The sequence below is a fragment of the Sphingobium sp. CFD-2 genome (assembly GCF_024611135.1).
Taxonomy (GTDB): domain Bacteria; phylum Pseudomonadota; class Alphaproteobacteria; order Sphingomonadales; family Sphingomonadaceae; genus Sphingobium; species Sphingobium fuliginis.
Map to the genome: position 1 here is coordinate 3,218,370 of NZ_CP084405.1, position 25,634 is coordinate 3,244,003.

General features: G+C 66.1%; 26 protein-coding genes and 1 tRNA gene. 13 read left to right on the forward strand and 14 right to left on the reverse strand.

Features of this window, described 5'->3' with window-relative positions:
* Positions 1 to 171 precede the first annotated feature (171 nt).
* The 8 genes from LDB29_RS15900 (at position 172) to LDB29_RS15935 (ending at position 6,028) form a co-directional block, all read left to right on the forward strand.
* Positions 172 to 1,176 (forward strand): winged helix DNA-binding protein, encoded by a 1,005-nt coding sequence (locus LDB29_RS15900; RefSeq protein ID WP_025549952.1) that lies wholly within the window; start codon positions 172 to 174, stop codon positions 1,174 to 1,176.
* Between the two features lie 85 nt (positions 1,177 to 1,261).
* A tRNA-Val gene (locus tag LDB29_RS15905) sits at positions 1,262 to 1,337 on the forward strand.
* Positions 1,338 to 1,425: 88 nt separating this feature from the next.
* On the forward strand, positions 1,426 to 1,599 hold the full coding sequence (locus tag LDB29_RS15910; RefSeq protein ID WP_165363344.1) for a hypothetical protein: 174 nt from the start codon (positions 1,426 to 1,428) through the stop codon (positions 1,597 to 1,599).
* Between the two features lie 55 nt (positions 1,600 to 1,654).
* The gene (locus LDB29_RS15915) at positions 1,655 to 1,882 is read left to right on the forward strand and encodes a zinc-finger domain-containing protein (RefSeq protein ID WP_025549953.1); all 228 of its coding nucleotides are present in this window, start codon (positions 1,655 to 1,657) and stop codon (positions 1,880 to 1,882) included.
* A 100-nt stretch (positions 1,883 to 1,982) separates the two neighbouring features.
* Complete coding sequence (tldD, locus tag LDB29_RS15920) at positions 1,983 to 3,425, forward strand: metalloprotease TldD (RefSeq protein WP_025549954.1); 1,443 nt, start codon at positions 1,983 to 1,985, stop codon at positions 3,423 to 3,425.
* 55 nt (positions 3,426 to 3,480) lie between these two features.
* On the forward strand, positions 3,481 to 4,056 hold the full coding sequence (locus LDB29_RS15925) for a DUF924 family protein (RefSeq protein ID WP_025549955.1): 576 nt from the start codon (positions 3,481 to 3,483) through the stop codon (positions 4,054 to 4,056).
* 278 nt (positions 4,057 to 4,334) lie between these two features.
* Positions 4,335 to 4,673: a P-II family nitrogen regulator gene (locus LDB29_RS15930; protein WP_013847864.1), complete on the forward strand. Its 339-nt coding sequence runs from the start codon at positions 4,335 to 4,337 to the stop codon at positions 4,671 to 4,673.
* Between the two features lie 11 nt (positions 4,674 to 4,684).
* Positions 4,685 to 6,028, forward strand: a complete 1,344-nt coding sequence (locus tag LDB29_RS15935) for an ammonium transporter (protein WP_025549956.1) — start codon at positions 4,685 to 4,687, stop codon at positions 6,026 to 6,028.
* Between the two features lie 101 nt (positions 6,029 to 6,129).
* Here LDB29_RS15935 and LDB29_RS15940 read toward each other — a convergent pair whose 3' ends face one another.
* The 4 genes from LDB29_RS15940 to crtY all read right to left on the reverse strand — a co-directional run bounded on the left by LDB29_RS15940 (position 6,130) and on the right by crtY (position 10,689).
* A complete protein-coding gene (locus LDB29_RS15940) occupies positions 6,130 to 7,083 on the reverse strand; it encodes a phytoene/squalene synthase family protein (RefSeq protein ID WP_025549957.1) in 954 nt (317 codons plus the stop codon).
* 354 nt (positions 7,084 to 7,437) lie between these two features.
* Complete coding sequence (locus LDB29_RS15945; RefSeq protein ID WP_025552142.1) at positions 7,438 to 8,019, reverse strand: TIGR00730 family Rossman fold protein; 582 nt, start codon at positions 8,017 to 8,019, stop codon at positions 7,438 to 7,440.
* Between the two features lie 14 nt (positions 8,020 to 8,033).
* Positions 8,034 to 9,515, reverse strand: a complete 1,482-nt coding sequence (locus LDB29_RS15950) for a phytoene desaturase (protein WP_025552140.1) — start codon at positions 9,513 to 9,515, stop codon at positions 8,034 to 8,036.
* A 13-nt stretch (positions 9,516 to 9,528) separates the two neighbouring features.
* Complete coding sequence (gene crtY, locus LDB29_RS15955; RefSeq protein WP_025552138.1) at positions 9,529 to 10,689, reverse strand: lycopene beta-cyclase CrtY; 1,161 nt, start codon at positions 10,687 to 10,689, stop codon at positions 9,529 to 9,531.
* A gap of 75 nt (positions 10,690 to 10,764) precedes the next feature.
* On the opposite strand from crtY, the gene LDB29_RS15960 reads away from it, so the two are divergent.
* From LDB29_RS15960 to LDB29_RS15970, 3 genes are all read left to right on the forward strand, one after another.
* Entirely contained in the window at positions 10,765 to 11,037 is a 273-nt protein-coding gene (locus LDB29_RS15960) for a metal/formaldehyde-sensitive transcriptional repressor (RefSeq protein ID WP_025552137.1), read from the forward strand.
* Positions 11,034 to 12,017 carry a CDF family Co(II)/Ni(II) efflux transporter DmeF gene (gene dmeF, locus LDB29_RS15965; RefSeq protein WP_025552135.1) on the forward strand — a complete coding sequence of 328 codons (984 nt, stop codon included), beginning with the start codon at positions 11,034 to 11,036 and terminating at the stop codon, positions 12,015 to 12,017. The genes LDB29_RS15960 and dmeF overlap by 4 nt, the downstream gene beginning before the upstream one ends.
* A gap of 172 nt (positions 12,018 to 12,189) precedes the next feature.
* Complete coding sequence (locus tag LDB29_RS15970) at positions 12,190 to 12,444, forward strand: hypothetical protein (protein WP_044661247.1); 255 nt, start codon at positions 12,190 to 12,192, stop codon at positions 12,442 to 12,444.
* Between the two features lie 358 nt (positions 12,445 to 12,802).
* Here the strand turns inward: LDB29_RS15970 and LDB29_RS15975 are convergent, their stop codons facing one another.
* The 4 genes from LDB29_RS15975 to LDB29_RS15990 form a co-directional block, all read right to left on the reverse strand.
* Positions 12,803 to 13,987, reverse strand: a complete 1,185-nt coding sequence (locus tag LDB29_RS15975) for an NAD(P)/FAD-dependent oxidoreductase (protein ID WP_025551864.1) — start codon at positions 13,985 to 13,987, stop codon at positions 12,803 to 12,805.
* Positions 13,987 to 14,415, reverse strand: coding sequence for a TIGR01244 family sulfur transferase (locus LDB29_RS15980; RefSeq protein ID WP_025551865.1), 429 nt, complete (start codon positions 14,413 to 14,415; stop codon positions 13,987 to 13,989). Before LDB29_RS15980 ends, LDB29_RS15975 begins: the two co-directional genes overlap by 1 nt.
* Before the next feature lie 107 nt (positions 14,416 to 14,522).
* Positions 14,523 to 16,295, reverse strand: coding sequence for a DNA helicase RecQ (recQ, locus tag LDB29_RS15985; RefSeq protein WP_025551867.1), 1,773 nt, complete (start codon positions 16,293 to 16,295; stop codon positions 14,523 to 14,525).
* Positions 16,296 to 16,370: 75 nt separating this feature from the next.
* Positions 16,371 to 16,685: a hypothetical protein gene (locus LDB29_RS15990; protein ID WP_025551869.1), complete on the reverse strand. Its 315-nt coding sequence runs from the start codon at positions 16,683 to 16,685 to the stop codon at positions 16,371 to 16,373.
* A 38-nt stretch (positions 16,686 to 16,723) separates the two neighbouring features.
* On the opposite strand from LDB29_RS15990, the gene LDB29_RS15995 reads away from it, so the two are divergent.
* Positions 16,724 to 17,845 carry a serine hydrolase gene (locus tag LDB29_RS15995; RefSeq protein ID WP_025551871.1) on the forward strand — a complete coding sequence of 374 codons (1,122 nt, stop codon included), beginning with the start codon at positions 16,724 to 16,726 and terminating at the stop codon, positions 17,843 to 17,845.
* Between the two features lie 75 nt (positions 17,846 to 17,920).
* Here the strand turns inward: LDB29_RS15995 and LDB29_RS16000 are convergent, their stop codons facing one another.
* From LDB29_RS16000 to LDB29_RS16025, 6 genes are all read right to left on the reverse strand, one after another.
* A complete protein-coding gene (locus LDB29_RS16000) occupies positions 17,921 to 18,709 on the reverse strand; it encodes a PhzF family phenazine biosynthesis protein (protein ID WP_257554800.1) in 789 nt (262 codons plus the stop codon).
* 110 nt (positions 18,710 to 18,819) lie between these two features.
* Positions 18,820 to 20,598, reverse strand: coding sequence for an SLC13 family permease (locus LDB29_RS16005; protein ID WP_099187020.1), 1,779 nt, complete (start codon positions 20,596 to 20,598; stop codon positions 18,820 to 18,822).
* A gap of 327 nt (positions 20,599 to 20,925) precedes the next feature.
* On the reverse strand, positions 20,926 to 22,014 hold the full coding sequence (gene aroC / locus LDB29_RS16010) for a chorismate synthase (RefSeq protein ID WP_025551876.1): 1,089 nt from the start codon (positions 22,012 to 22,014) through the stop codon (positions 20,926 to 20,928).
* An 89-nt stretch (positions 22,015 to 22,103) separates the two neighbouring features.
* Complete coding sequence (gene fabI, locus LDB29_RS16015) at positions 22,104 to 22,910, reverse strand: enoyl-ACP reductase FabI (protein WP_025552145.1); 807 nt, start codon at positions 22,908 to 22,910, stop codon at positions 22,104 to 22,106.
* On the reverse strand, positions 22,907 to 23,878 hold the full coding sequence (locus LDB29_RS16020) for a YihY/virulence factor BrkB family protein (protein WP_025552147.1): 972 nt from the start codon (positions 23,876 to 23,878) through the stop codon (positions 22,907 to 22,909). The genes fabI and LDB29_RS16020 overlap by 4 nt, the downstream gene beginning before the upstream one ends.
* A gap of 14 nt (positions 23,879 to 23,892) precedes the next feature.
* Positions 23,893 to 24,831, reverse strand: coding sequence for a DnaJ C-terminal domain-containing protein (locus tag LDB29_RS16025; protein WP_025552149.1), 939 nt, complete (start codon positions 24,829 to 24,831; stop codon positions 23,893 to 23,895).
* Positions 24,832 to 24,954: 123 nt separating this feature from the next.
* On the opposite strand from LDB29_RS16025, the gene pdxH reads away from it, so the two are divergent.
* Complete coding sequence (gene pdxH / locus LDB29_RS16030) at positions 24,955 to 25,530, forward strand: pyridoxamine 5'-phosphate oxidase (RefSeq protein WP_025552150.1); 576 nt, start codon at positions 24,955 to 24,957, stop codon at positions 25,528 to 25,530.
* The last annotated feature ends 104 nt before the right edge of the window (positions 25,531 to 25,634 follow it).

Below are 25,634 nucleotides of genomic sequence, written 5' to 3' on the forward strand. Positions count from 1 at the left end.
CGGGGATCGAGGCTCCATTTTGGCGGTCCGTTACGGTGAGGCCGGAAAAGAGCCGTTTACAGAGCGCTCCGTGAACGCGATGGGCGGCATTATCTCCATAATGGAGAATGGTTTGGCTGCGTAACGACGGCGTTGCGATAAGCTGGAACAAACAGGATGGAGATTTTCGGCGTGGGTTTGGATCATGATGAGATCGGTTTCGGCGCATCCCTGGACCAACCCTTCGGCGCGCGGGACGAGCGGCCGGGCCTGCTGATCCTGGCCGACGACATCTATCTGGACGACGCCGCGATGCTGAGCCAGGCGGCGGGCCTTCGGCTGCTGGGCGCGGTGCCGCTGGACCAGGCGTCGACCCGGCTGGACGTGCAGATCGGCTGCGACATCATCCTGTGCTTCTGCCCGACGCCCGATCCGATGATCGAGCGGCTGCTGGTGCAGATCGAGACCTTGGCCCTGCAGAACGACATGCCGGTCATATTGGTGGCCGATCTGGGAACCGTCGATCTTGCCTATGCCTGCCTGCGCAGCGAGCGGACGCAATTGCTTTGCCGGCCGGGGCATACGGATCTGGCCGCCGCCCTTCTGGCGGCCGCCCGCCAGAGGCCGTCCGGATCGCTGCACGAGGCGAACCGGGATAATGAAGGCCTGCGGTTGCAACAGTTGAGCGACGAGGTGAGCCGCCTCGCCCGCACGCTGGAGGCGCTGACGCTGCGCCCGCGCCATGCGACGCCGTCCTTCGAACTGGGGCCCCGCATATCGGACGAGCCGAGCGACTATATCGGCATGCCGGCGCTGGAACCGATCGGCAGCGCCGACAAGTCCGCCGATGCCGCGGCCCTGGAAGCGGCGCAGGTGCGCGACCTGTTGCGGGCGCGTCGATTGCGCGACGATTTCCTGCCCGCCGATCTGTTCGCTGACCCGGCCTGGGACATGCTGCTGGACCTGCTGGCGGCGCGGCTGGAGCATGAGCGCGTGTCCGTGTCCAGCCTGTGCATCGCATCGGCCGTGCCGCCCACCACCGCGCTGCGCTGGATCAGGACGCTGACCGAGATGGGCTTTGTCGACAGGCAGGCCGATCCGCATGACGGGCGCCGCGTCTTCATCGCGCTGGCCGACCACACGGCGGAGGCGCTGACCCGCTGGTTCACCGCCAGCCGCCGTTTCCTGTGCGCGTGACGTACCGGTGCGCATCGCCGCTTGACCGACGCCCGGATTGCCGTAGATAGGCGCGCACCGGACGCTTGGCATCAGGACAGGCATCGGGCGATTAGCTCAGTTGGTAGAGCGTCTCGTTTACACCGAGAATGTCGGCGGTTCGAGCCCGTCATCGCCCACCATGCCCCCTTCTTCGAGAAAGCTGTTCCCGCGGCCGGGGGAATGGCGTAAGGTTCCGGCAACGGAACGCTTTTGTGAGGCACTTGCATCATGTCTCTCACGCTTCTTCTCGCTGGAACGGTGGCCCCCTTCCTGCTGATGTTTTCGCCGGTTTCGCTGGCGGCCGCCCGCGATTGCCTGGATTGGGAAGCGCCGGCCAAGGCGGTGGACCTGGGCGTGGAGAAGCCCTGCCCGAAAAAGAAGCCGCCATTGCTGCTGATGTAAGCCCCGTCTCCACGGATATTGCGGCGCAGCGCCAGCGCTGCTAATCGGTGCGGCCATGATCCAGCCGCCTGAAATCATCCGAGTCACCAAGTCCCGCGTCTCCTGCGACGGTTCGGGCGACATTCCCGCCGCGCTCGGCCATCCGCGCGTCTTCCTTGAGATCGATGAGCATGGCTATATCGACTGCGGTTATTGCGACCGCCGCTTCGTGCTGGCCGGCAGCGTTGCGGATACCCCGGAAATCGCCGGGCTGCCGGATATTCCTTCGGGCGCCAGCCTTTAAGTAGGGCAATCCCATTCAAATCGTCATTCCCGCCTTAGCGGGGATGACGGAAATGCTTTTTTAATTGGGCTCAGCCTCTGCCGCCCCTATATCGGACGGCATGACCGATGCTGCTCCCCAGTTCACCGACGCCCGCGGCCTGCTCTACCGGCCCGGCCTGCTCGATCCTGACGGCGCGCGCCGCCTGACCGCCGAGGCGCTGAAAGGCTGCGACGATGGCGAACTCTACCTGCAATATCGGGCGAGCGAGAGCTTCGGATTCGATGACGGGCGGCTGAAGACCGCCGATTATTCGACCGATGCGGGCTTCGGCCTGCGCGGCGTGTCGGGCGAGATGACCGGTTTCGCCCATGCCAACGACATCAGCGAAACCGCGATCCGCCGGGCGGCCGAGACGCTGACGCTGCTCGATCCGGCCAAGGGGCAGCCCGCGCCGCCGCCGCAGCACACCAACCGCCATCTCTATACCGACGTCAATCCGCTGGAGATCGTCCCCTTTGCCGAGAAGGTGACGCTCTGCGCCGCCATCGACGCCGCCGCCCGCGCCCGCGATCCGCGCGTCGCGCAGGTGTCGGTGAGCCTGGCGGGAAGCTGGTCGGTGGTCGAGATCGTGCGCGCCGACGGCTTTACCGCGACCGACATCCGCCCGCTGGTGCGGCTCAACGTCTCCGTCATCCTGGAGGAGAATGGCCGCCGGGAGACGGGCGTGTTCGGCATTGGCGGGCGCTATCTCTACGATGAGGTGATGGAACCCGCCATCTGGAACCGCGCCATTGACGAGGCGCTGGCGCAGGCGCGGGTCAACCTGCGTTCCGTGGCCGCGCCCGCGGGCGAGATGACCGTGCTGCTGGGACCGGGCTGGCCGGGCGTGCTGGTGCATGAAGCCATTGGGCACGGCCTGGAAGGCGACTTCAACCGCAAGGGCACCAGCGCCTTTTCCGGCCGCGTGGGCCAGCAGGTCGCCGCGCCGGGCGTCACGGTGGTCGACGACGGATCGATCATGAGCCGGCGCGGCTCGCTCTCCATCGATGACGAGGGCACGCCGACGAAGGAAAATGTGCTGATCGAGGACGGCATCCTCAAGGGCTATATGCAGGACCGGCTGAACGCCCGGCTGATGGGTGTGGAGCCGACCGGCAACGGCCGCCGCGAAAGCTATGCGCACGCCCCGATGCCGCGCATGACCAACACCTTCATCAAGGGCGGACAGGACGATCCGGAAGAACTGCTGAGCCGGATGAAGTCGGGCATATTCGCGAAAAGCTTCGGCGGCGGGCAGGTTGACATCGTGTCGGGCAAGTTCGTCTTCTCCTGCACCGAGGCGTACAAGGTCGAGAATGGCAGGCTGGGCGAGCCGATCAAGGGCGCGACGCTGATCGGTGACGGGCCGACGGCGCTGACCAAGGTGATCGGCATCGGCCATGACTGGGCGCTGGACGAAGGCATCGGCATGTGCGGCAAGGCCGGGCAGAGCGTGCCGGCGGGCGTGGGCCAGCCCACCCTGCTGATGGAGGGCCTTACCGTGGGCGGCACGGCGACCTGAGGCACCAACGCCACGGGCGGAGGAACCAGCGTAAGAGTGCGTCTTTATCTCTTTCATGAACATGCTGACCGACAGCCATGATGCGGTGACCGCCGATTGGGCGGCTGCCCTGCTGGATTTCTGGTTCAACCGGATCGGGGAACAGGGGTGGTGGAGCCATGATCCGGCGCTGGACCGGGCCTGTCAGGCGCGCTTCCGCGCATTATGGGAGGAAAAGCGCCATTTGCCCGCCGAAGAGTTTCTGGAGCGGGCAGATGACGCGCTGGCGGCGGTGTTGCTGTTCGACCAGTTGCCGCGCAACATGTTCAGGGGATCGGCGGCGGCGTTTTCGACCGATCCTCTTGCCAGGGAAGTGGCGCGCGGTGCGGTTGCCCATGGCTATGACATCCAGATCGGCGGGGCGGGGCGTCTGTTCTTCTACATGCCCTTCCAGCACAGCGAAGCGCTGGACGACCAGAAACTTTCGCTAAGCCTGTTCGAGGGAGCGGGCGACGAGAAGTCGCTGGCCTTTGCGCGGGAGCATTATGAGATGATTGAACGCTTCGGCCGCTTTCCGCATCGTAATGCGACGCTGGGTCGTGCGAACAGACCGGGCGAGGAAGAAGCGGCGAAGGAAGGTGGAAGTTGGTGAAGGCTTGGTAAGGCTTTACCCCACTCCTCCGTCATGCTGGGCTGTTTCAGCATGACGTGGGGATGACTTCGTTACGATTGGCGGATGGCTTCATCCCAATTGGGGGGCCTGATCATAGGCAAGGGCCGTGCCTAATTTTTAAGCATCGTCCTGACGCTGCCCATTTTTTCAGCGCCCTGTTTTGACGCACCGCATCAAAAGCCCGCATTAACCCGCCTTTTACGAATTGGCACGCCTCTTGCTGAGTAGTTTGTCGCACACCAGTAACAGGGGGCGACATGAAACTTGTCATGGCTATCATCAAGCCGTTCAAGCTTGACGATGTCCGCGAGGCACTTTCCTCGCTCGGCATCGCCGGCATGACGGTGAGCGAAGTGAAGGGCTTCGGCCGCCAGAAGGGGCAGACCGAAATCTATCGCGGCGCCGAATATTCGACCAACATGGTTCCGAAGATCAAGATCGAGGTGGTCTGCGACGACGACCTCGCGCCGCGCGTCGTGGAAGCCACCCAGGCCGCCGCCAATTCCGGCGCCATCGGCGATGGCAAGATCTTCGTTCTCGATGTCGAGCAGGCAGTGCGCATCCGCACCGGCGAAACCGGCGAAACCGCTCTGTAAGGGGGGAATTAATGACCTTTTCCAAGAAGCTTAGCGGCGTCGCGGGGGCCATGGGCCTGTCGCTGTTCGCCGCGATGCCCGCCTGGGCACAGGCCGCCGCGCCCGCGGCCACCGTCGACAAGGGCGATACGGCCTGGATGATGACCTCCACGGTCCTGGTGCTGGCGATGATCCTGCCTGGCCTGGCGCTGTTCTATGGCGGCCTGGTCCGCACCAAGAACATGCTGTCGGTCATGACGCAGATCGGCGCCGTGGCCTGCCTCGCCATGCTGATCTGGGTGATCTACGGCTATTCCATGGCGTTCGGCCCGGATTACACCAGCGGCCTCAGCAACTTCATCTCGACCTTCGACAAGGCCTTCCTGAAGGGCATCACGCCCGCATCGCAGGCGGCGACCTTCACCGCAGGCGTCGAAATCCCCGAATATGTGTTCGTCAGCTTCCAGATGACCTTTGCCGCGATCACCGTGGCGCTGGTGCTGGGTTCGGTGGTCGAGCGCATCAAATTCTCGGCCGTGATGGTGTTCGCCATCGTGTGGCTGACCATCGTCTACTTCCCGATCGCGCACATGGTCTGGGCAGCGAGCGGCCTGTTCTTCAAGGCTGGCGCGCTGGACTTCGCGGGCGGCACCGTGGTCCACATCAACGCCGGCGTCTCGGCGCTGGTCGCCTGCCTCATTCTGGGCAAGCGCGTGGGCTTCCCCAAGGAACCGATGCCGCCGCACAGCCTGACGCTGACCGGTGTCGGCACCGGCCTGCTGTGGGTCGGCTGGTTCGGCTTCAACGCCGGTTCGGCGCTGGAAGCCAATGGCTCGGCCGCTCTCGCGATGATCAACACCTTCGTCGCCACCGCCTCCGCCGGTCTGTTCTGGATGCTTGCCGAGCGCGTCAACGGCCACAAGGGTTCGGCCCTGGGCTTCTGTTCGGGCATCATCGCCGGTCTGGTCGCCGTCACCCCGGCCGCCGGCAATTCCGGCCCCTTCGGTGCGATCGTCCTGGGCGCCGTCGCTTCGATCGTCTGCTTCTATGCCGTCACCGTCCTCAAGCCGAAGCTCGGCTATGACGACTCGCTGGACGCCTTCGGCATCCACGGCATCGGCGGCATGATCGGCGCCATCGGCACCGCCATCGTCTACTCGCCCTCGCTGGGCGGTCCGGGCGCTGCGGACTATGACATGGGCGCCAAGCTGGTCGTCCAGATCGAAGCGGTCCTGACCACCATCGTCTGGGCGTCGATCGGCACCGCCATCGCCATCTTCATCGCCAAGGCGGTCACCGGCCTGCGCGTCAGCAAGGAGGTCGAACTGGAAGGCCTCGACCTCGGCGAACATGGCGAGCGCGCCTACAATCCGTAAGTTTGGCAGGGCGGGCCGGTAAGGACGGCCCGCCCGCCCCACCTTGTTCCTCCTGCGAACATGCCTTGGGACCGATGCGCAAGTATCGGTCCCTTTTTTTGTCAGGTCCGGGGGCGGGTCCAGAGCGTGTCCGGCCGCGATGTTCCGGCGGGCCAGCGGCGGGCGCGGCCCGGCACCTGAAGGCCCGCGCGAAGGACCCAGCGGAGCTTGTCGCCTTTCGGCGTGGTGACGCGATGGTCCCAGGCATGGTCGCCCCGGCGCGCCACTTCTCGGGCGATGTCGCCATAGATGCCGGCGGCGGCGAGGACCGCCCAGGCGGATCGCGGCGGCAGGGCGCCGGTGCCGTGGCGGGCGCTTTCCTCATAGGCGGCGGCCATGCCGGCCATGCGACGGGCAAGGATGGCGAGGCGCGGGCGGACCCACGGCTTCATATGCTCGCCCGGCGGGATGTCCATTTCGACCAGCCATTCCTCCGGCAGGTAGCAGCGGTCGGCGGCCTCATCCTCGCTGATGTCGCGGGCGATATTGGCAAGCTGGAAGGCAAGGCCCAGGTCGCAGGCGCGGTCGAGCGTGGCTTCGTCGCCGGGATCGACGCCCATCAGGATAGCCATCATGCAGCCGACCGTGCCTGCCACATGGTAGCAGTAGCGCAGCATGTCCGTCTCGCTGCGGGGGCGCCATTCGCGTGCGTCGAGGGCGAAGCCTTCGATCAGGTCATGAGCGTAGCGCTCCGGAATCGCGCATTCGCGCATGACGAGGCCGAAGCCGTCGAAGGCCGGGTCTCCGGTGGGTTCGCCCTGAAGCGCCGAACCGGTCAGCACGCGGATGGTGGAAAGGCGCGCCTGACCGTCCGCGACGCCGCGCATCGTGCCGCCATGGTCCTGCCCGTCCGCGATGTCGTCGCATTTGCGGCACCAGGCGTAGAGCAGCCATGCCCGTTCGCGGGTGGAACGGTCGAAGAGTCTGGAAGCGAGCGCGAAGGATTTGGAACCCCTGGCGATGCTGTCGCGAGCCTGGGCGATGAGGGAGGGGCGGTCAGGAAATTCGGAGGACATGGTCAGGACATGCCCTGCGCAGGCGCCAAAGTCACCCGACCTCCGTTCATTTCGAGCGAAGTTGAGAAACGGCTATCCGGCGTGGACAAATTCAAGACTCGCCGGATTGGGTGATTTGGGTGGATTGCGGACATTCCCCCTCCCGCCTGCGGGAGGGGGCTAGGGGGTGGGCTGGCGCGACATCAGCGTGAATTTTCAACGGCTAAGCTGGAAGCTCGCTACGCTCGCGCCCACCCCTAACCCCTCCCGTTTACGGGAGGGGAATGTCTTGGATTGGCCATTTCCCGGCATTCCGAACTTGTCCGCAGCGTGGCTCAGCGCTTCCCGTTTCTCGGAACGGGTCCTGCTATGGGATCACAGCCGATCCGCCTTCATCGCGAAGATGGTTTCATGTGGCTGATAGGCCGCCATCCTGTCGAGCAATGCCTCGATCGCGTTGGCATGGATCAGGATATTGGCGTGCTGCGCGCGGATGAAGCCCGCCTCCACCATATGCTGGTTGAAGGCGATGAGTTGGTCATAGAAGCCCGCGACATTGAGCAGGCCGACCGGCTTGCGGTGATAGCCGAGCTGCGCCCAACTGATCGCTTCCCACAATTCATCCATCGTGCCGACGCCGCCCGGCAAGGTCACGAAGCCGTCGGACAGGTCGGTGAAAAGCTGCTTGCGCTGGTGCATGGTCTGGACGACGTGCAGTTCCGTGCAGCCGCGATGGGCGACTTCGGCCCCGACCAGCGCTTCGGGGATGACGCCGATCACCTCCCCACCCGCTTCCAGCGCCGCATCGGCCACCGCGCCCATCAGTCCCAGCCGGCCACCGCCATAGACGACGCCGATGCCCCGTTCGGCGAGGATGCGTCCGACATGGCGGGCGGATTCGACATAGGCGGGATCGGCCGGGGTGGCCGAGCCGCAATAGACAGCCAGTCTCTTCATAAATCCTTCATGTGTCAGGCCAGGTCTTCCAGCATCAATGCGGCCGTCGCCTTGGCGCTGCCGACCACGCCGGGAATGCCCGCCCCCGGATGCGTGCCCGCCCCTACCAGATAGAGGTTGGGAATGACGTCGTCGCGATTATGCGCGCGGAACCAGGCGCTCTGGGTCAACAGCGGCTCCAGGCTGAATGCGCTGCCCAGATGCGCCGACAGGTCGCGACGGAAGTCTGGCGGCGCATAATGGAACCGCGTCACGATGCGCGAGCGGATGTCCGGAATCAGGCGATGCTGGATCTCGTCGAGGATACGTTCCGCATAGGCCGGCGCGAAACGGTCCCAATCGATAGGCAGCTTGCCCAGATGCGGCACCGGGGCAAGCGCGTAGAAGGTCGAATGGCCCTCCGGCGCCATGCTGGGGTCGGTGACGGTCGGATGGTGCAGGTAGAGCGAAAAATCCTGCGGCAGCACGCCATAATCATAGATGTCGGTCAGCAGCCCTTCATAGCGCGGGCCGAACAGGATCATATGGTGCGGGATGCCCGGCCAGCTTCCCCGGATGCCGAAATGCAGCACGAACAGGCTGGGCGACCAGCGCTTGCGGGCAAGCTTCGCCGCCTGTTTCTCGCCCCTGGGATGATGGCCGATCAGGTCGCGATAGCTGTGCATCAGGTCGGCGTTGGAGGCGACGGCATCCGCCTCCCCCCGCCAGCCCGAAGCGGTGCGCACGGCAACGGCGCGGTCGCCATAGGTTTCGATCTGCACCACCGGATCGGCGAGGCGCAGCGTGCCGCCCAGCCGCTCGAAATGCGTGGCCATCGCCTGGACGAGGCGGTTGGTGCCGCCCTTGGCGAACCAGACGCCGCCATCCTTCTCCAGCTTGTGGATCAGGGCGTAGATCGAGCTGGTCTGCATCGGATTGCCGCCGACCAGCAACGTGTGGAAGGAGAGCGCCTGCCGCAGCTTCTCATCCTTCACATGGGAGGAAACCACGGAATAGACGGAGCGCCACGCCTGATGCTTCATCAGCGCGGGCGCGGCGCGGACCATGGAGGCGAAGTCGAGGAAGGCGACCGAGCCGAGCTTTCTATACCCCTCCTGATAAACGCCGTCGGCATAGTCGAGGAAGCTTTCATAGCCCGCGACATCCTCCGGATTGAGCCGGGCGATCTGGGCGCGGAGGGCGGTTTCGTCGTTGGAATAGTCGAAATTCGTGCCGTCGCGCCAGTTGAGCCGGTAGAAGGGGGAGACGGGGACGAGGCTGACATCCTCCGCCATGTCGTGGCCCGAAAGGCGCCACAACTCGCCCAGGCAGTCGGGATCGGTGATGACGGTCGGCCCGGCGTCGAAGACGAAGCCGTCCTTTTCCCACATATAGGCGCGCCCCCCCGGCCGGTCGCGTGCCTCGACCAGAGTGGTGTCGATTCCGGCGGATTGCAGGCGGATGGCCAGCGCAAGGCCGCCGAAGCCCGCGCCGATGACGATCGCTTTCCGGTTCATCGGGTCCGGTTCATCAGGCGGGAGGGCTCAACAGGGCGCGCATGGCGTCCCTTATGGGCACGGGGGGCCGCCCGCACAAGATGCGGATGCGATCCCCGAGCGTCGAGCGGCCCGCATAGAAGCGGCCGATAAGGGAGGGATCAAGCCGATAGAAACGTTCGAAGATGCGCCAGCGCTGGTCCGGCCTGGCAGCGTCGAACAGCATGCGGCCGAGCAGCCGGTAATAAGCGCCCCGCCGCCAATGGTCCCGCGCCCAACCGCGCGTGGCCTGGGCGAGCAGTTGCCCCTCCACCGGCCATTCATTCGCCAGACGCAGCGCGAAGCGCACCGCATCGGGCAGGGAATAGCCGGTCATGGGCTGGAATAGCGCCGCCCTTGCGCCCAGCCGCGCGACCGGATCGTCCTGCGGCCAGAAGCGGTCGAAATCGCCGCCGTGGACGACCGGAAGGACGCCGCTCTCGCTATGAACGACCCCCTCGACCCGCCAGCCCTGCGCCTGTGCGTAGGCGGCGATCCTGGCGTTGAGCGTAGGCGCGTCCAGGTCCGGCGTGTCGCTATAATAAGTATCCTCGACGAAGACGGTCCGCTCGTCCCAGGGCAGCAGATAGACGAAGCGATAGCCGTCCATCTGCTCGACGGTGGCGTCCATGATGACTGGGCGGGAAAGGCCGTGCGGAGCATGCAGGCGCAGGGTCTGGCCGACGAATTTCTGCCAGCCGCAGCGCAGGGCGGAAAGATCGTCGCCCCCTCTGGCGTCGAGCACGGCCTTGGCGCGGACGACGCGGCCGTCGGACAGGGTGACGCTGGTGGGCGTCAGCCCGGTGGCCTGCGCGCCGGTCAGCACGGCATCGCCAAGCCGCTCCCGGACATGGGCGTCGAGGCGCGCCGAGGTGATGCTGTTATAAGGCACGGCAAGTTGGCGGCAGTGGCCGGGGAAGCGGACCTCATAACCCTCCGGCCAGCGATGGGCGATCAGGGGCTCGACCAGCCAGCGGTCCCCGGCGTCAACGTCGCTGTCGAAGAAGGACCAGATATGATTGCCGCCCAGCCTGTCGCCGCTTTCCAGCAGGCGCAGGGAGACATGCGGGTGGCGCGCCGCGAGGGCGAGCGCGGTCAGGCTGCCGGCAAGGCCGCCGCCCACTATCGCCACGTCGCAATCGGTCATGGTCGCCATCGCACCCTTGTTAGGGGCTGTGCGGGGAAATGCACGGATTGATTTTCAGACCGGCATAGTATAGGGGGGTACCCTATGCATATCGTGGCGGATCGGGACAAGCTGCTGGCGCGGGTGCGGCGCATCGCGGGGCAGATCGGCGCCGTCGAGCGGCAATTGTCGGGCGACGCGGGTTGTTCGGAAACGTTGCAACTCGTCGCCTCCGTGCGGGGTGCGGTCGGCAGCCTGATGGAAGAATTGATCGAGCAGCATATGCGCGAACATGTCGCCCGGCCGGGCATCAGCGACGCAGCGCGAGAGGCTGCGGCGGAGGAAATGCTGGCGTTGATCCGGCGCTACGGGAAATGAGCATGCACGACGACCATGGCCATGGCGGCCACCATCATCCTGAGGACCATGATCATGTGCATGGCATTCCGGTGGCCAATGCGGATGATGGCGAGGAAAGCCATTATTTCGACCATATCTACCTGACGCGCGGACATGACGAGAATGCTCGCAAGACGATCTGGGTGGTGTGGCTGACCGCGGCGACCATGGTGGTCGAGATCGTCTTCGGCTGGCTGACCGGGTCGATGGCGCTGCTGGCCGACGGCTTCCACATGGCGACCCATGCCGGCGCGCTGGCGGTGGCGGCGGCCGCCTATGGCTATGCCCGGCGGCATGCGCGCAACCCGCGCTATACGTTCGGGACAGGCAAGGTGGGCGACCTGTCCGGCTTCGCCTCCGCGCTGATCCTGGCCTTCACCGCCCTGTTCATCGCCGTCGAGTCCGTGATGCGCTTCTTCGAACCGGTGAAGGTGGCCTTTGGCGAAGCGACGCTGGTCGCGGTGATCGGCCTGGTCATCAACCTGATCAGCGCCCTGCTGTTGGGACATGACCATAGCCATGATCACGGGCATGATCATGATCACAGGCATGGCCATGCCGACAATAATCTGCGCGCCGCCTATGTGCATGTGCTGACCGACGCGCTGACGTCGGTGCTGGCGATCATGGCGTTGCTGGCGGGGCGCTATATGGGCTGGTGGTGGCTGGACCCCGCCGTCGGCCTGCTGGGCGCGGTGGTGATCGCGCGCTGGGCCTGGGGGCTGATGAAGGATACCGCCGCGATCCTGCTCGACACGGCCGAACCGGCTCTGATGGCGCGGATCAAGGCGCTGGCCGAGACGGAAGGGGCGACCATCCGCGACCTGCATGTCTGGCGCATCGGGCCGCATGCCCATGCCGCGATCGTCAGCCTGGCCCCCGGCGCCGATGTCGCCGCCGTGCGCCGCCAGGTCCGCGCCCTGCCGCGCATGGAGCATGTGACGGTGGAGTGCGGATAACCCTCGCAGACTCCCTTGCCGAAGAGATAATCCTTAAGAGTTAGAGCAGCAAAACCGCCGGGTTAAGGCGGAAATTCACCACGATGGCAGATCGGCACGGCTTGACTCGACTCGGGCGGCCATTCAATTTCCCTTACGGAAATCTATAAAATACTGTCGGAGAGGAGGCCTTATGCCGGTTGCAAAGCCGTTTGCGGGAAAGGTTTTTCACGCCCTCTTGATGGAATGTTTCGCTGAACAGCGAAGGCCCACCGCCGATGAAGTGGACTCGGTCGCCTCCAAAATCTGGCAGGACAGTCATGGATCGATGACCGGGCAGGATTGGCGGGATGTGGCAAGGGGAAGCGACGCCCACCGGCAGATGATCAATGCGGCTCTGATGGCGTTCGGGTCGGCTCCGGCGGAAATGCATAGGGAGATATCCTGACGCTCAGTCGATGTTGAAGCCAAGGCGGGGATGACCGGCGCTGGCTCCATCCTCATGATGGGGTTTGAATGGCGACTGTTCCCTATCAGCCATCGCCAGGCGCGAAGTAGACGCACCAGCCCCAAGAAAATTCTCCGTAGCATCTTGAAACTGAAATAGCTCTTCCTATTTCCCTCTTGTCCCGGCCTTCTCCCCCCTCCCGCCGGGACATCCCTCTTTGTGGCCCCGGCGTTCCCTTGCGCCGGGGCTGCTTTTTTAAGAGCATCGTGCGCAAAAGTGGGAACCGGTTTTGCGCTTAAACGATGCGACAACAAAAGCTTAGAGCGCGCGGCCTGCGCCTGATTTAACGCAGCGCGCTCTAGAGATATTGGGCCGCTACCCAGCCGCTCGCCCAGGCCCATTGGAAATTATAGCCGCCCAGCCAGCCGGTGACGTCGACCGCTTCGCCAATGGCATAGAGACCGGGGAGGTGGCGCGCCTCCATCGTTTGCGAGGACAATCCCGCGGTCGAAATGCCGCCGCTGGTGACCTCCGCCTTGGCGAAGCCTTCGGTGCCATTGGGCGTGAAGGGCCAGGCCGACAGGCGGCGTTCGGCGTCCTGCAGCTTGCGATCCGGGACGTTGCCCAGGTCGCCGGGAAGCGCCAGCCGCTCCGCCAGGGCGTCGGCCAGACGGTCGGGCAGGTGGCCGCGCAGGCATTGCATCAGCGTGGCGCGCGGCCTGCCGCGCTTCGCCTCCGTCAGCCAGCCTTGCGGCTGGTCGGGCAGGAGGTCGAGAGCGATGGAGTCGCCATGCCGCCAATAGGATGAAATCTGCAGGATCGCCGGGCCGGACAGGCCCCGGTGGGTGAGCAGCGCGGCTTCGCGGAAGGCGGTCTTGCCATGGCGTGCGATGACCTCGGTCGAGACGCCGGAGAGCGAGCGGAAGAGCAGCTCTTCGCCGCCGAGGGTCAGGGGCACCAGCGCCGGTCGGGGTTCCACCACCTTGAGCCCGAACTGGCGGGCGAGGTCATAGGCAAGGGCGGTTGCGCCGATCTTGGGGATGGAGGGGCCGCCGGTGGCGATGACCAGCGCCGGGGCCGTGGCGGTCCTGTCGCCATGGGTGACGCAGTACCGGCCATCGGCATGGGTGACGGCGGCGATGGCGTGGTCGAGCCGGATGGTGACGCCGCCCGCCTCGCATTCGGCCAGCAGCATGGCGACGATCTGGCGCGCGCTCTGGTCGCAGAAGAGCTGGCCCAGAGTCTTTTCGTGCCAGGCGATGCCGTGGCGTTCGACAAGCCCGAGGAAATCCTGCGGCGTGTAGCGGCCCAGCGCCGATTTGGCGAAATGAGGGTTGGCGGACAGGTAGCGGTCGGGCGCGGTGTGGATATTGGTGAAGTTGCAGCGGCCGCCGCCGGAAATCAGGATTTTCTTCCCTGCCTGATCAGCATGGTCGATGACGAGGACGCGCCTGCCCCGCTGGCCCGCCACGGCCGCGCACATCAGGCCAGCGCCGCCAGCGCCCAGGACGACGGCGTCATAGGTTTCCGCTGGGGAAGCCATCAACCGGCGGCGAGCGCGTCCATGATCTGGCGGACGGGCGTGACGTCATAGCCGGCGGAGGCGGCCTGCTCGGTCAGCGCCGCCGGATGGTCGCCCGCGCGGGCGCGGGTCAGCGCCCAGAGCAAGGTGCTGCGCGTGCCGGAGCGGCAATAGGCGAGTATCTTGCCCTCGCCCGCCTGCTCCAGCGCGGCGGCCATGCCGTCGAGCTGCCAGGGCGCGAAGCCGCCATGGGCCACGGGGACGGCGGCATAGGCGATGCCGGCGGCCCTGGCTGCGGCCTCGATCTCCGCGCCGTTGGTCTGGCCCGGCTCTTCGTCGTCGGGGCGGTTGTTGATGATCACCGTCACGCCCAGCGCCTTGGCTTCCGCCACCTGATCGACGCTGATCTGCGGAGAGACGTAGAGGCTTTTGGTGAGCTGGCGGAACATGGGCGGGACTCCTTTTCGGGTCTCCTTGCGCTTGTGGGCGGCGGGATTCAAGAGGGTAGGCCACAGAGCAACATGCTCCTCCGCAGGAGCAGGTCAATTCTTCCGTTCTAAAGATAAGGGCGGATCGCCGCGAGGAAGGCGTCGCCATAGGCGTCGAGCTTGCGCTGTCCCACGCCGCTGATGTGGCCGAGTTCCGTGAGGCTCGTCGGGCGCTGCTCCGCCATTTCGCGCAGGGTCGAATCGTGGAAGATCACATAGGGCGGCACGCCCGCCTCCTGCGCCAGTGCGCGGCGGCAGGCGCGCAGGGCGTCGAACAGCGGATCGCCCACCGGATTTTCCGCGCTGCCGTTGCGGGCGCTCTTGCGGCGGCGTTCCTTGCGGGGCGGGAGGACCAGGCTGACCTCCTCCTCCCCGCGTAGGATCGGGCGGGCATTGGGGCCGAATTCCAGCCCGCCATGCTCGTTGGTCTGGAGCGCGTCGCGCACCAGCAGGGCGCGGGAGACGGGGCGCAGCAGCGCCGTCTCCTCTCCGTCGACGATGCCGTAGACCGAAATCCTGTCATGGCCGCGCTCGCGGATCTTGTCGGTGACGGCGCCGGTCAGCACCTGCTCGATATGGCCGACGCCGAAGCTCTGGCCGGTGCGATAGACGGCGGACAGGAATTTGCGCGCCGTCTGGGTCGCGTCGATGCTGGGCGGCGGATTGAGGCAATTGTCGCAATTGCCGCAGCCCGGCGGGGGATTTTCCCCGAAATGGCGGAGCAATATGGCGCGGCGGCAGGTGCCGGTTTCGACCAGCCCGCCCAGCGCCGTGATGCGGGCGCGCTCGCCCTGCTGGCGCAGGGGATCGAGCTCGCCGATGCGCTGCCGGGCGCGGGCGAAATCGTCGGCGCCCCAGAAAAGATGCGCTTCGGCGGGTTCTCCGTCGCGGCCTGCGCGGCCGGATTCCTGATAATAGCCCTCGATCGACTTGGGCAGCGCCGCATGGGCGACGAAGCGGACGTCGGGCTTGTCGATGCCCATGCCGAAGGCGATGGTCGCGACCATCACCATGTCCTCGCTGGCGATGAAGGCGGCCTGGTTGGCGGCGCGGACCTGCGGGTCGAGCCCGGCATGATAGGCGCGGGTCGGGCGGCCGGTCTTGCTGAGGGTTTCGGCCAGCTTCTCGGTCGCGGCGCGGGTGGGGGCGTAGACGATGCCGGGGCCGGTCTGGCCGGCGATCAGATCGGAAAGCTGGCGGGGCAGGCCATCGCGGGGATGGACGGCGTAGCGGATGTTCGGACGGTCGAAGCCCGCGATGATCAGGCCTTCGCGGGGAATGCCAAGCTGGACGAGGATGTCGTCGCGGGTGTGGTGGTCGGCGGTCGCGGTCAGCGCGAGACGGGGAACGTCCGGAAATTCATCGAGCAGCGGGCGCAGCAGGCGATAGTCCGGGCGGAAATCATGGCCCCATTCGGAGACGCAATGGGCTTCGTCTATCGCGAAGAGGGCGATCTTCGCGGCGCGCAGGAGGTTGCGGAACCCCTCCCCGCTGGCGCGTTCGGGCGCGACATAGAGCAGGTCGAGATCGCCATTGCGCAGCCGGTCCTGCGTCTCGCGCCAGTCGGCATCGACGCTGGTGAGGCTGGCGGCGCGGATGCCGACCGCCTGCGCGGCGCGAAGCTGGTCGTGCATCAACGCGATCAGCGGCGATATGACGACGCAGCAGCCTTCGAGCGCGACGGCGGGAAGCTGGTAGCAGAGAGACTTGCCCGCGCCGGTCGGCATGATCGCCAGCGTCGCCTGCCCCGCCATGATGCGGCTGACCACCTGTTCCTGCACGCCCCTGAAACCGGGAAAGCCGAAAACATCGTGGAGGAGGGTCGGGATGTCGGGACGCATGGGAAGGGGCTGTAGCGCTTTGAGGGGATTGGGGCCAGCTTCCCACATGGTCATCCCAGCGAAAGCCGGGATAGCTCAAGGCTCCAGCAGGCAGCCCCAGCCCTTGCGATAGCGCGCCGTGCGCGAAGCGAGCAGCGGAACCGCAGCGTTGACCGATTGCGATTCGGGCATGTCCTTCAGCGACACGGCCCACATGCCGGGTTCCTTGTCGCCATGACAGCTTTCCATCGACCGGCCTTCCACATAGCGGCAGGAGCAGGTGACGCGCGCGCCGAAGCCCGCGCCGACCTGGGCATGGGCGCGAAGGGCGCTCCAGTTCCACGCCAGCAGCGCCAGCGGCAGCAGGGCCACCGCCAAAACCCCATAAATCCATTTCCGGCGACCGGACATGCTCCCCTTTCCCGCGCTCCATGCTAAGGCCGCGGCTTATGAGGCTTGAGCGGAACAGCGTAAAGCGCCTTGGCATGCCGGGCGGGATTTTGGCGATTCTGGCCGTGGCCGGGTTGTGGACGGTGCGCGCCGCCGGGCCGGAGCCGGTCTACCATGTCGCAGGCGATTCGGACGCGGACGCCGCCGCCCTGCGCGCGGCCATCGATCCTTTGTTCGAGGATGCGGTGGGCGAGACCCGGGCGCTGGTCGTCATGCACGATGGCGAGATCGTGGCGGAGCGCTACGCGCCGGGCTATGGGCCGCGGACGAAGCTGCCGTCCTGGTCCACGGCCAAGAGCGTGACGGCGGTGCTGATCGGGCTGATGGTGTCGGACGGGCGGCTGGCGCTCGATTCGCCGGTGCCGGTCGCGGCCTGGGGACAGCCGGGCGATCCGCGAGGGCGCATCACCCTGCGGCAGTTGCTGGCCATGACGTCGGGCCTCGATCATGTCGAGGACAGGGAACCGCTGGCGGAGGCCGACACGATAAGGATGCTGTTCACCGACGGAGCGCAGGACATGGGCGCCTTTGCGGAGGCCAAGCCGCTTGCCCATGCGCCTGGGACCGCCTTTTCCTATTCGACCGGCAACAGCGTCATCCTGGCCGACCTGATGGCGCGGATGCTGACCAACAGCACCGATCCCGACGTGCGGCGGCGGGCGATGCAGATGTTCATCGACGGGCGGCTGAAGATTCCGGCGCGCCTCGACAGCCTCGCGGTGGAATATGATGCGGCCGGGACGATGATCGGCGGCAGCTTCATGCATATGACGGCGCGGGATTATGCCCGCTTCGGGGAATTGCTGCGCAATCACGGGCGCGGCGTGGCGGGGCATCAGATCGTGCCGGAAAAGTGGATCGACTATATGCGCGCGCCCTCGCCCCGCAATGCCGCCTATGGCGCGCATCTGTGGCTGAACCGGGACAGCGAGGACAGCGCGCTGATGCCGGGGCAGGCGCCGCGCAGCCTGTTCGGCTGCGTCGGGCATGGAGGGCAATATATACTGGTTTCGCCTTCGCAGCGCTTGACGGTCGTGCGGCTGGGCATGTCGCCCACGAAGGCGGAGCGCGATGCGCTGAAGACGGGGCTGGCGAAGCTCGTCGGGCTTTATTCGCGGTGAACTGACCTTTATTTTCTTTGCGCAGGGTCGCCGGTTGGCTGGAATTGGCCGGACGGCCTCAGCCATCGCCACCTCTCAAAGCAGGAAATTGCCTTCGATCACCGTGCGGCAGGCGCCCGTCAGGATCACCCGGTCGCCAGAAAGCCGGCACGTTAAGCGCCCGCCGCGCTGCGATGCCTGAAATGCCGTCAGCCTGATCTTGTCCAGCCGCTTCGCCCAATAGGGCGTGAGCAGGCAATGGGCGGAGCCAGTCACCGGGTCTTCGTCTATGCCCGCGCCGGGAACGAAGACGCGGCTCACCATGTCGCTGTCCTCGCCGGGTGCGGTGGCGATGAGCAGCAGCGGCCCTGCCTTCTTCAGCGTCGCGAAGTCCGGTTCCAGCGCATGGATCGCGGCGGCATCGCGATAGACGAAGATCGCGAAGCCGCCCTCGCGCCACTGGGTTTCGAGGACGTCCCCGCCCATCGCCGCCGCCAGCTCCGGCAGCGGGCTGGGCGCGGTCGGCCAGGCCGGGAGCGAGAGGCCATAGCCGTCGCGGTCCCGCGACACGGTCAGGATGCCCGCTTCCCGCGTGCGGAAGCGGACGGCGGTACGCCCGCCCATCAGCACATGGCCGCTCGCCAGCGTGGCGTGGCCGCAGAGCTTGACCTCCACGGCGGGCGTGAACCTGCGCAGCGCATAGTCCGCCTCCGGATCGTCGGGGGTGGGCACGGTGAAGGCGGTTTCGGACAGATTATTTTCCGCCGCTATCGCCTGAAGCGTCGAATCGTCCAGCCATCGGCCAAGCGGCATGACCGCGGCCGGATTGCCGGTGAAGGGAGCGTCGGCGAAGGCGTCGACCTGAATGATGGGCAGGCTGGTCACGGGCAATCCTTTGGTTTCGGGCCATCATGACGATGCGTTCGGTGCGGGGACAGGGCCGGTCCGCCGAAAATGGCTTGGCGTGGCCCGGCTCCTCAGGCCCGGCCCGCTCCTCAAGCCAGGAGGGTGAGCGTGGTGCAGACCGCCAGCCCGACGATCAGGTTGAGCGGAATCCCGATGCGCACGAAATCGGAAAAGCGATAGTCGCCGGCCGCATGGACAAGGGCGTTGGTCTGATAACCGATCGGCGTGGCGAAGCAGGCCGACGCGCCGATCATCAGCGCGATCACCAGCGGACGCGGATCGGCGCCGAGTTGATGCGCGAGCGCGATGGTGAGCGGCGTGAGCAGCGCCGCGACCGCATTGTTGCTGAGCAGTTCCGACAGCAGAAGCGCGAAGAAATAGATGAGGAACACCAGCGTCCATGCCGGAGCGGCGGCGAGCAGCGGCTCGATCCAGCCGACCATCAGCGCGACGCTGCCCGCCTGTTCGAGCGCCAGCCCGACCGCGAGCATGGCGAAGATCAGGATCAGCACGTCGCCGTCGATGGCGGCCCAGGCTTCCTCCGGGTCGATGCAGCGGGTGACGAGGATCACGCCCACGGCGATGAAGGCGGCAAGGCCGATGCCGATGAGATCGACGGTCGAGAGCAGCACCACCGCCGTCAGGGCAAGAATGGCGATCCATGCCTTTCGCGGGCGGAAGGCGCGGGCGCGGCTGATGTCGACGCCGATCAGATGGGCATTGTCCTTGAGCGAACGGATGCTGTCGTCGCTGCCCGCGATCAGCAGGCGGTCGGCGCCGCGCACGCGGGTTTCGCTGAGGTCCGGACCCGGCAGGTGACGCGCCCGGTGGACGCCGATGATCCGCACCCGCAGCGCGTGCAGGAAGGGAATGTCGATCAGCCGTTCCCCGATGGACGGATGGCTGGGCGCGATCATCGCTTCGATGACGGTGCCGCTGCCCGGAGTCTCCGACGCCGCGGCCAGCCCGATTTCGAAATCGCCGGATTCGCGCAGGGTCATGATCGTCGCGCCGTCGGCATGGACCAGCAGGCGGTCGCCGGCGTGCAGTTCCTCTTCCTCTATCCCCCGGCGCCGTATCTCCCCCGCCCTCTTGAGGCCGAGCAGGCTGGCGGAGCGGCCGATGATCGACAGGGAGCCGACCGTGCGGCCGATGAGGTCGCTGTCGCGCGACAGGGTGAGTTCGGTCAGATAATCCTGCACATTGCCGCCATCCTCCCCCGCGATGGAGGGCGGATCGCCGGGAAGCAGGAAGGACAGGCCGGCCAGCGCGGCGACGCCGGCCAAGACCCCCGCCAACCCATAGGGCGTGATGTCGAATATGCCGAAGGGCGCCATGCCCTGATCGGCGGCGATGCCCGCGACGATCAGGTTGGTCGATGTGCCGATCAGCGTCACGCAACCGCCCATCACGGCAACGGCGTTCATCGGGATCAGCAGCTTCTTCACCGGATAGCCGGTCGCCTGCGCCAGCTTGAACATGATCGGGATCAGCAGCACCACCACGGGCGTGTTGTTGAGGAAAGCCGAGAGGATGACCGTGCCGAGCGTGACTTCGGCCAGCGCCAGGCGCGGATGGCGCTGGGCGCGGGCCATGACCAGATCGGCAACGCGATTGATCGTCCCCGTGCGGATCAGCGCGCCGGAAAGCACGAACATCGCGCCCACCGTCAGCGGCGCACTGTTGGAGAAGACGGAGAACAGGTCCTTTTCGTCGAGCAGGCCCAGCACCGCGAAGGCGCACGCGCCGACCACGGAGACGACCGTGGGCGAATAGCGTTCGCGCACGAAGGCGACGAACATCAGGACGAGGATGAGAAGTCCGATTTCCGCGCGATAGATGCCGATCAGCGCGGTGATGAAATGCATGCGTCTTGTGCCCCGGATCGCGTTTTCGCGTCCTGCCTGAACGAAATGGGCCAGCCATGGTTGCATGGCTGGCCCGTGTTCGCGGCTGAAGGGGACGTTTTGACCGTCAATCCATGGAAACCATGGTGACGCTCCCCAGGCTTACGCACTGCCGCTCGCCCTCCCGCGGGCGATCTGTGACGATGATGTTACCGCAGATTGGCTGAGTCGTCTCGCGCAAATCCTGCCTTTATCGAAAGAATGGCTCGATTCGGCGCGTTATATTGCGGCGGTGAACGCGGTTCTCCTGCGGGCTCCTGCCCTTGCAGGAGCAGGGCGACGCCTGACTCAGCCTTCACCGCATTGCGCGCGTTGGAGCAGCTTCTGGTCCGCCAGCACCAGCGCCATCATCGCTTCCACCACCGGCACGCCGCGAATGCCGACGCAGGGGTCGTGGCGGCCCTTGGTGATGATCTCCGACGCCACGCCTTCGCGGGTGATGGTTTCGACCGGGATCAGGATCGAGCTGGTCGGCTTGAAGGCGATGCGGACCTTGACCGGCTGCCCGGTGGAGATGCCGCCCGCAATGCCGCCCGCATGGTTGGCGAGGAAGACGGGGTTGCCGTCATTGCCCCCGTCCATATTGGGCCGCATCGGATCGGCATTCTGTTCGCCGCGCAGGCGGGCGGCGGCGAAGCCGTCACCGATCTCCACGCCCTTGACCGCGTTGATGCTCATCATCGCGGCGGCCAGTTCGCTGTCCAGCTTGGCATAGAGCGGCGCGCCCCAGCCCGCCGGAACCCCGCTGGCGACGCATTCGACCACCGCGCCGAGCGACGAGCCGTCCTTGCGGGCGTCATCGACCAGTTTCTCCCAACGCTTCGCCGCTTCCGGGTCGGGGCAGAAAAAGGGGTTGCTGTCGATCTCGCTCGCGTCGAAACGGGCCGGATCGATGGCGTCGCCGCCGATTTCGCTGACATAGGCGAAGATGTCGACATCGGGGATGACGAGCCGCGCCACCGCGCCGGCCGCCACGCGGCTGGCGGTTTCCCGTGCCGAGGATCGCCCGCCGCCGCGATAGTCGCGGAAGCCATATTTGGCGTCATAGGCATAGTCGGCATGGCCGGGGCGATAGGCCTTGGCGACCTCGCCATAATCCTTGGAACGCTGGTCGGTATTCTCGATCATCAGGCTGATCGGGGTGCCGGTGGTCCGCCCTTCGAACACGCCGGAGAGGATGCGCACCTCATCCGGCTCGCGGCGTTGGGTGGTGAATTTTGAGGTGCCGGGCCTGCGCTTGTCGAGGAAGGGCTGGATGTCGGCTTCGCTGAGCGACAGGCCCGGAGGGCAGCCGTCGACCATCGCGCCGATGGCGAGACCATGGGACTCGCCCCAGGTCGAGAAGCGGAAGACGCGGCCAAATGTGTTGAAGCTCATGATCCCTGCCCTTTGGGTGAGGTGGTTCGCCCTCACCCTCCCAGCGCTTCGCGCCGGGGCCCTCCCTCTCCCGGCGGGAGAGGGTTTTGTTACTTGTCCAGCGCGATGTCGGGGGCGTCCTCGGCCTTCATGCCGATGACATTGTAGCCCGCGTCGACATGATGGACTTCGCCGGTCACGCCCGCCGCTAGGTCGGAGAGGAGATAGAGGCCGGCGCCGCCCACATCCTCTATCGTCACATTGCGGCGGAGCGGGCTGTTCAGCTCGTTCCACTTCATGATGTAGCGGAAATCGCCGATGCCGCTCGCCGCCAGCGTCTTGATCGGTCCGGCGGAGATGGCGTTGACCCGGATATTTTCCGGGCCCAGGTCCATCGCCAGATATTTGACGCTGGTTTCCAGCGCCGCCTTGGCCACGCCCATGACGTTATAATGCGGGATGACCTTTTCCGCGCCATAATAGCTGAGCGTCAGCAGGCTGCCGCCCTCCGCCATCAGCGCCCGCGCGCGCTTGGCGACGGCGACGAAGCTGTACGCGGAGATGTTCATCGTCAGCAGGAAATTCTCCAGGCTGGTGTCGACATATTTGCCGCGCAGCTCATTCTTGTCGGAAAAACCGATGGCATGGACCACGAAATCCAGCTTGCCCCACTTCGCCCTGACTTCTTCGAAGGCGGCGTCGAGCTTTTCCATGTCCGACACGTCGCAGTCGATCAGGAAGTCGGAACCCAGTTCCTCCGCCAGCGGCCTGACCCGCTTGGCCAGCGCGTCGCCCTGATAGGAGAAGGCCAGTTCCGCCCCCTGGGCGTGCAGCGCCTTCGATATGCCCCAGGCCAACGACTTGTCGTTTGCCAGTCCCATGATCAGACCGCGTTTTCCCGCCATCAAGCCTGTCATTTCGTCGTCCCATTCCCTTTGTCGACCTGCGCGGCGGTGGCGGCTTCCTCTTCCGGGAACTCCGCCAGCGCCGCATTCAATTCCGCGCCAATTACCACGCCAAGCCCGACAAGGAAGAAGAAAATGAGCGTGATCATCACGCCGGCCAGGCTGCCATAGGTCATGTCATAGCCGCCGAGCATGGAAAGCGTGACCGGCAGCAGCAGGGTGACGCCGTACCACCAGAGCGCCGTGGCGATGGCGCCGGGCCATTTCGGGAAGCGCGGATCCTTGTACAGGCTGGGGGTCAGGGAAACATAGAGATAATAGAGCGCGACGCACAGGATCGCCATGGGCGCCAGCTTGGTCAGGCCGACGATCTGTATCGCCTGGTCGGCAAAGGGCAGGATCTGGTGCAGGAACTGGTCGATGCCGGTGATGATCACCTGCATGGAGAAGGCGAACATCACCGCGAACACGCTGACCAGGGTGATGCCGATGGCGGTCAGGCGATAATGCCAGAAGGGGCGCGTGCTCCTGGTGCCATAGGCGCGGCGCAATATGTCGCGGATCGTCTCTATGAGGCTGCCGACGGTCCACAGCCCGACCAGTCCGCCCAGCCAGAGCAGCGGCCCCGTGCGGGCGTTGAGCACATCGACGATCGGCTGGCGCACCACCTCCGCGACGCCGGGCGGCACCGTTTCCAGAAAGGCGCCGACCGCCGCCAGCCCGTCCTGCGACCGGCCGAAGATGCTCGCCACCGCCGCCGCCACGATGAAGAAAGGGAACAAAGTCATCAGCGAGAGATAGGCAAGGTTCCCCGCATGGATGAAACCGTCGCTATAGGTGCCGACCGCCACCCGCTTCGCGATTTCGAAGGCATGGCTGCCGGGGCGCACCCGTGCGATCTGGCGATGGAACTTGGTGCGGGCTTCTTCGGTGAGCCGCTGGCGACGGGACTCCGGTGAATAGGGGGACGGCTGCGGCATTCCCCCCTAACCCCTCAAACGCCCAGATGGGTCCGCACGGCGCGGCTGTCCCGCCAGCCTTCCACCAGCGCCTTGATCGCCGGATCGTCGGCGGGCACGTCGATCAGCAGGGTGACGAGCTGGTCGCCGCGCTGGCCGGTCTTGCCGGTGAAGCCCCTGCCGCGCAGCCGCAGCGTCTTGCCGGAGGAGGCGCCCGCCGGCACGCCCAGCATCACCGGGCCGTCGACCGTCGGCACCTTGACTTTCGCGCCCTGCACCGCCTCGTCCAGGGTGATGGGCAGGTCGAGCAGCACATTGTCGCCGTCGCGATTGAAGAAGGGGTGGGGCTTCACCTCTATGGTGACGATCGCGTCGCCCGCGCCGCCGGGACCCTGCTGCCCCTTGCCGGAAAGCCGCATCTGCGTGCCCGTCTCGACCCCCGCGGGGAGCTTGAGGTCGATGGTCTTGCCGTCCTGAAGCGTGATCCGCTGGGGCGCGAGGGTCGCGGCGTCGACGAACGGGACGGCGAGGCGATAGGTGACGTTCGCCCCCTTCTGCGGCGGCGCGCCACGGCCGAAACCGCCAAAGCCCCCGCCCGCCGCACCACGGCGGCCTGCGCCGCCGCCGAACAGGCCTTCGAATATGTCCCCGAAATCGGCGCCGCCTTCCTGGAACTCGAACCCGCCGCCCTGACCCGGCCGGCCCCGAAAGCCGCCCGCCCCGGCGCCGCCGAAGCCGAAGGGCGCGGTCGGATTGCCCTCGCCGTCGATCTCGCCCCGGTCGAAGCGCGCGCGCTTGTCCTTGTCCGACAGCAGGTCGTAGGCGCTGGTGACGGCGGAGAATTTCTCCGCCGCCTTCGGATTGTCCTTGTTCCTGTCGGGATGCAGTTCCTTGGCGAGCTTCCGATAGGCCGATTTGATCTCTGCCTCGCTCGCGCTGCGCGCGACGCCCAGGGTGGAGTAGGGATCAGCCATTGCCGCCAACATATCCTTTTGCATGAAAAACCGTTTGCGCCTTATGTGGCGAAAGGCGCGGCGTCGTTCAAGCGTGGGAAAGCCTTATCGACATGGCTTTATGAGGGGCGTACATCACCGCGCATGACCGATCCCTTCGTCCTGTTCGATGCCTGGTATGTCGAGGCGCGCGAAACCGAGATCAACGACAGCAACGCCATGGCGCTGGCCACCGCCGATGCGCGCGGGCGGCCTTCGGTGCGGATGGTGCTGCTGAAGGGGCATGGGCCGGACGGCTTCGTCTTCTACACCAATTTCGAGGGGCGCAAGGCGGAGGAGCTGCACGCCAATCCCCATGCGGCGCTGCTGTTCCACTGGAAGTCGCTGCGGCGGCAGGTCCGGATCGAGGGGGCGGTGGGCCCGGTGGACGACGCCGCGGCCGACGCCTATTTCGCGACGCGCAGCCGTGACAGCCAGTTGGGCGCCTGGGCGTCCGACCAGTCGCGCCCGCTGGAATCGCGCGACGTGTTCATGGCGCGATATGAGGAAGTCAGCCTGCGCTTCGAGGGCGGGCCGGTGCCGCGTCCCCCGCATTGGTCGGGCTTCCGCCTCATCCCCGAACGAATCGAATTCTGGCAGGATCGCGAACATCGCCTGCATGAGCGCCGCCTGTTCGAACGGACCGGCGACGGCTGGCGCGAGGGGCTGCTCTACCCCTGAGGCCCTGCTTTTCCGGCGCCGGACGGGGCGCGGAATATGATTCCTCATTCGTCTAACCCGATGACGGCAGGCGCGCGCCTTCGATTGCGGGCGCTGCGGGTGGC

Coding starts and splice junctions, on each gene's coding strand:
- pdxH (WP_025552150.1), top strand. CDS start 24,955: ATGACCGATCCCTTCGTCCTGTTCGATGCCTGGTATGTCGAGGCGCGC.
- tldD (WP_025549954.1), top strand. CDS start 1,983: ATGACCGATGCTGCTCCCCAGTTCACCGACGCCCGCGGCCTGCTCTAC.
- LDB29_RS15910 (WP_165363344.1), top strand. CDS start 1,426: ATGTCTCTCACGCTTCTTCTCGCTGGAACGGTGGCCCCCTTCCTGCTG.
- fabI (WP_025552145.1), bottom strand. CDS start 22,910: ATGACAGGCTTGATGGCGGGAAAACGCGGTCTGATCATGGGACTGGCA.
- dmeF (WP_025552135.1), top strand. CDS start 11,034: ATGAGCATGCACGACGACCATGGCCATGGCGGCCACCATCATCCTGAG.
- LDB29_RS15960 (WP_025552137.1), top strand. CDS start 10,765: ATGCATATCGTGGCGGATCGGGACAAGCTGCTGGCGCGGGTGCGGCGC.
- LDB29_RS16005 (WP_099187020.1), bottom strand. CDS start 20,598: ATGCATTTCATCACCGCGCTGATCGGCATCTATCGCGCGGAAATCGGA.
- aroC (WP_025551876.1), bottom strand. CDS start 22,014: ATGAGCTTCAACACATTTGGCCGCGTCTTCCGCTTCTCGACCTGGGGC.
- LDB29_RS16020 (WP_025552147.1), bottom strand. CDS start 23,878: ATGCCGCAGCCGTCCCCCTATTCACCGGAGTCCCGTCGCCAGCGGCTC.
- LDB29_RS15915 (WP_025549953.1), top strand. CDS start 1,655: ATGATCCAGCCGCCTGAAATCATCCGAGTCACCAAGTCCCGCGTCTCC.
- LDB29_RS16025 (WP_025552149.1), bottom strand. CDS start 24,831: ATGGCTGATCCCTACTCCACCCTGGGCGTCGCGCGCAGCGCGAGCGAG.
- LDB29_RS15970 (WP_044661247.1), top strand. CDS start 12,190: ATGCCGGTTGCAAAGCCGTTTGCGGGAAAGGTTTTTCACGCCCTCTTG.
- LDB29_RS15940 (WP_025549957.1), bottom strand. CDS start 7,083: ATGTCCTCCGAATTTCCTGACCGCCCCTCCCTCATCGCCCAGGCTCGC.
- LDB29_RS15990 (WP_025551869.1), bottom strand. CDS start 16,685: ATGTCCGGTCGCCGGAAATGGATTTATGGGGTTTTGGCGGTGGCCCTG.
- LDB29_RS15980 (WP_025551865.1), bottom strand. CDS start 14,415: ATGTTCCGCCAGCTCACCAAAAGCCTCTACGTCTCTCCGCAGATCAGC.
- LDB29_RS15935 (WP_025549956.1), top strand. CDS start 4,685: ATGACCTTTTCCAAGAAGCTTAGCGGCGTCGCGGGGGCCATGGGCCTG.
- LDB29_RS15945 (WP_025552142.1), bottom strand. CDS start 8,019: ATGAAGAGACTGGCTGTCTATTGCGGCTCGGCCACCCCGGCCGATCCC.
- recQ (WP_025551867.1), bottom strand. CDS start 16,295: ATGCGTCCCGACATCCCGACCCTCCTCCACGATGTTTTCGGCTTTCCC.
- LDB29_RS15975 (WP_025551864.1), bottom strand. CDS start 13,987: ATGGCTTCCCCAGCGGAAACCTATGACGCCGTCGTCCTGGGCGCTGGC.
- LDB29_RS15930 (WP_013847864.1), top strand. CDS start 4,335: ATGAAACTTGTCATGGCTATCATCAAGCCGTTCAAGCTTGACGATGTC.
- LDB29_RS15925 (WP_025549955.1), top strand. CDS start 3,481: ATGAACATGCTGACCGACAGCCATGATGCGGTGACCGCCGATTGGGCG.
- LDB29_RS15950 (WP_025552140.1), bottom strand. CDS start 9,515: ATGAACCGGAAAGCGATCGTCATCGGCGCGGGCTTCGGCGGCCTTGCG.
- LDB29_RS15995 (WP_025551871.1), top strand. CDS start 16,724: ATGAGGCTTGAGCGGAACAGCGTAAAGCGCCTTGGCATGCCGGGCGGG.
- crtY (WP_025552138.1), bottom strand. CDS start 10,689: ATGGCGACCATGACCGATTGCGACGTGGCGATAGTGGGCGGCGGCCTT.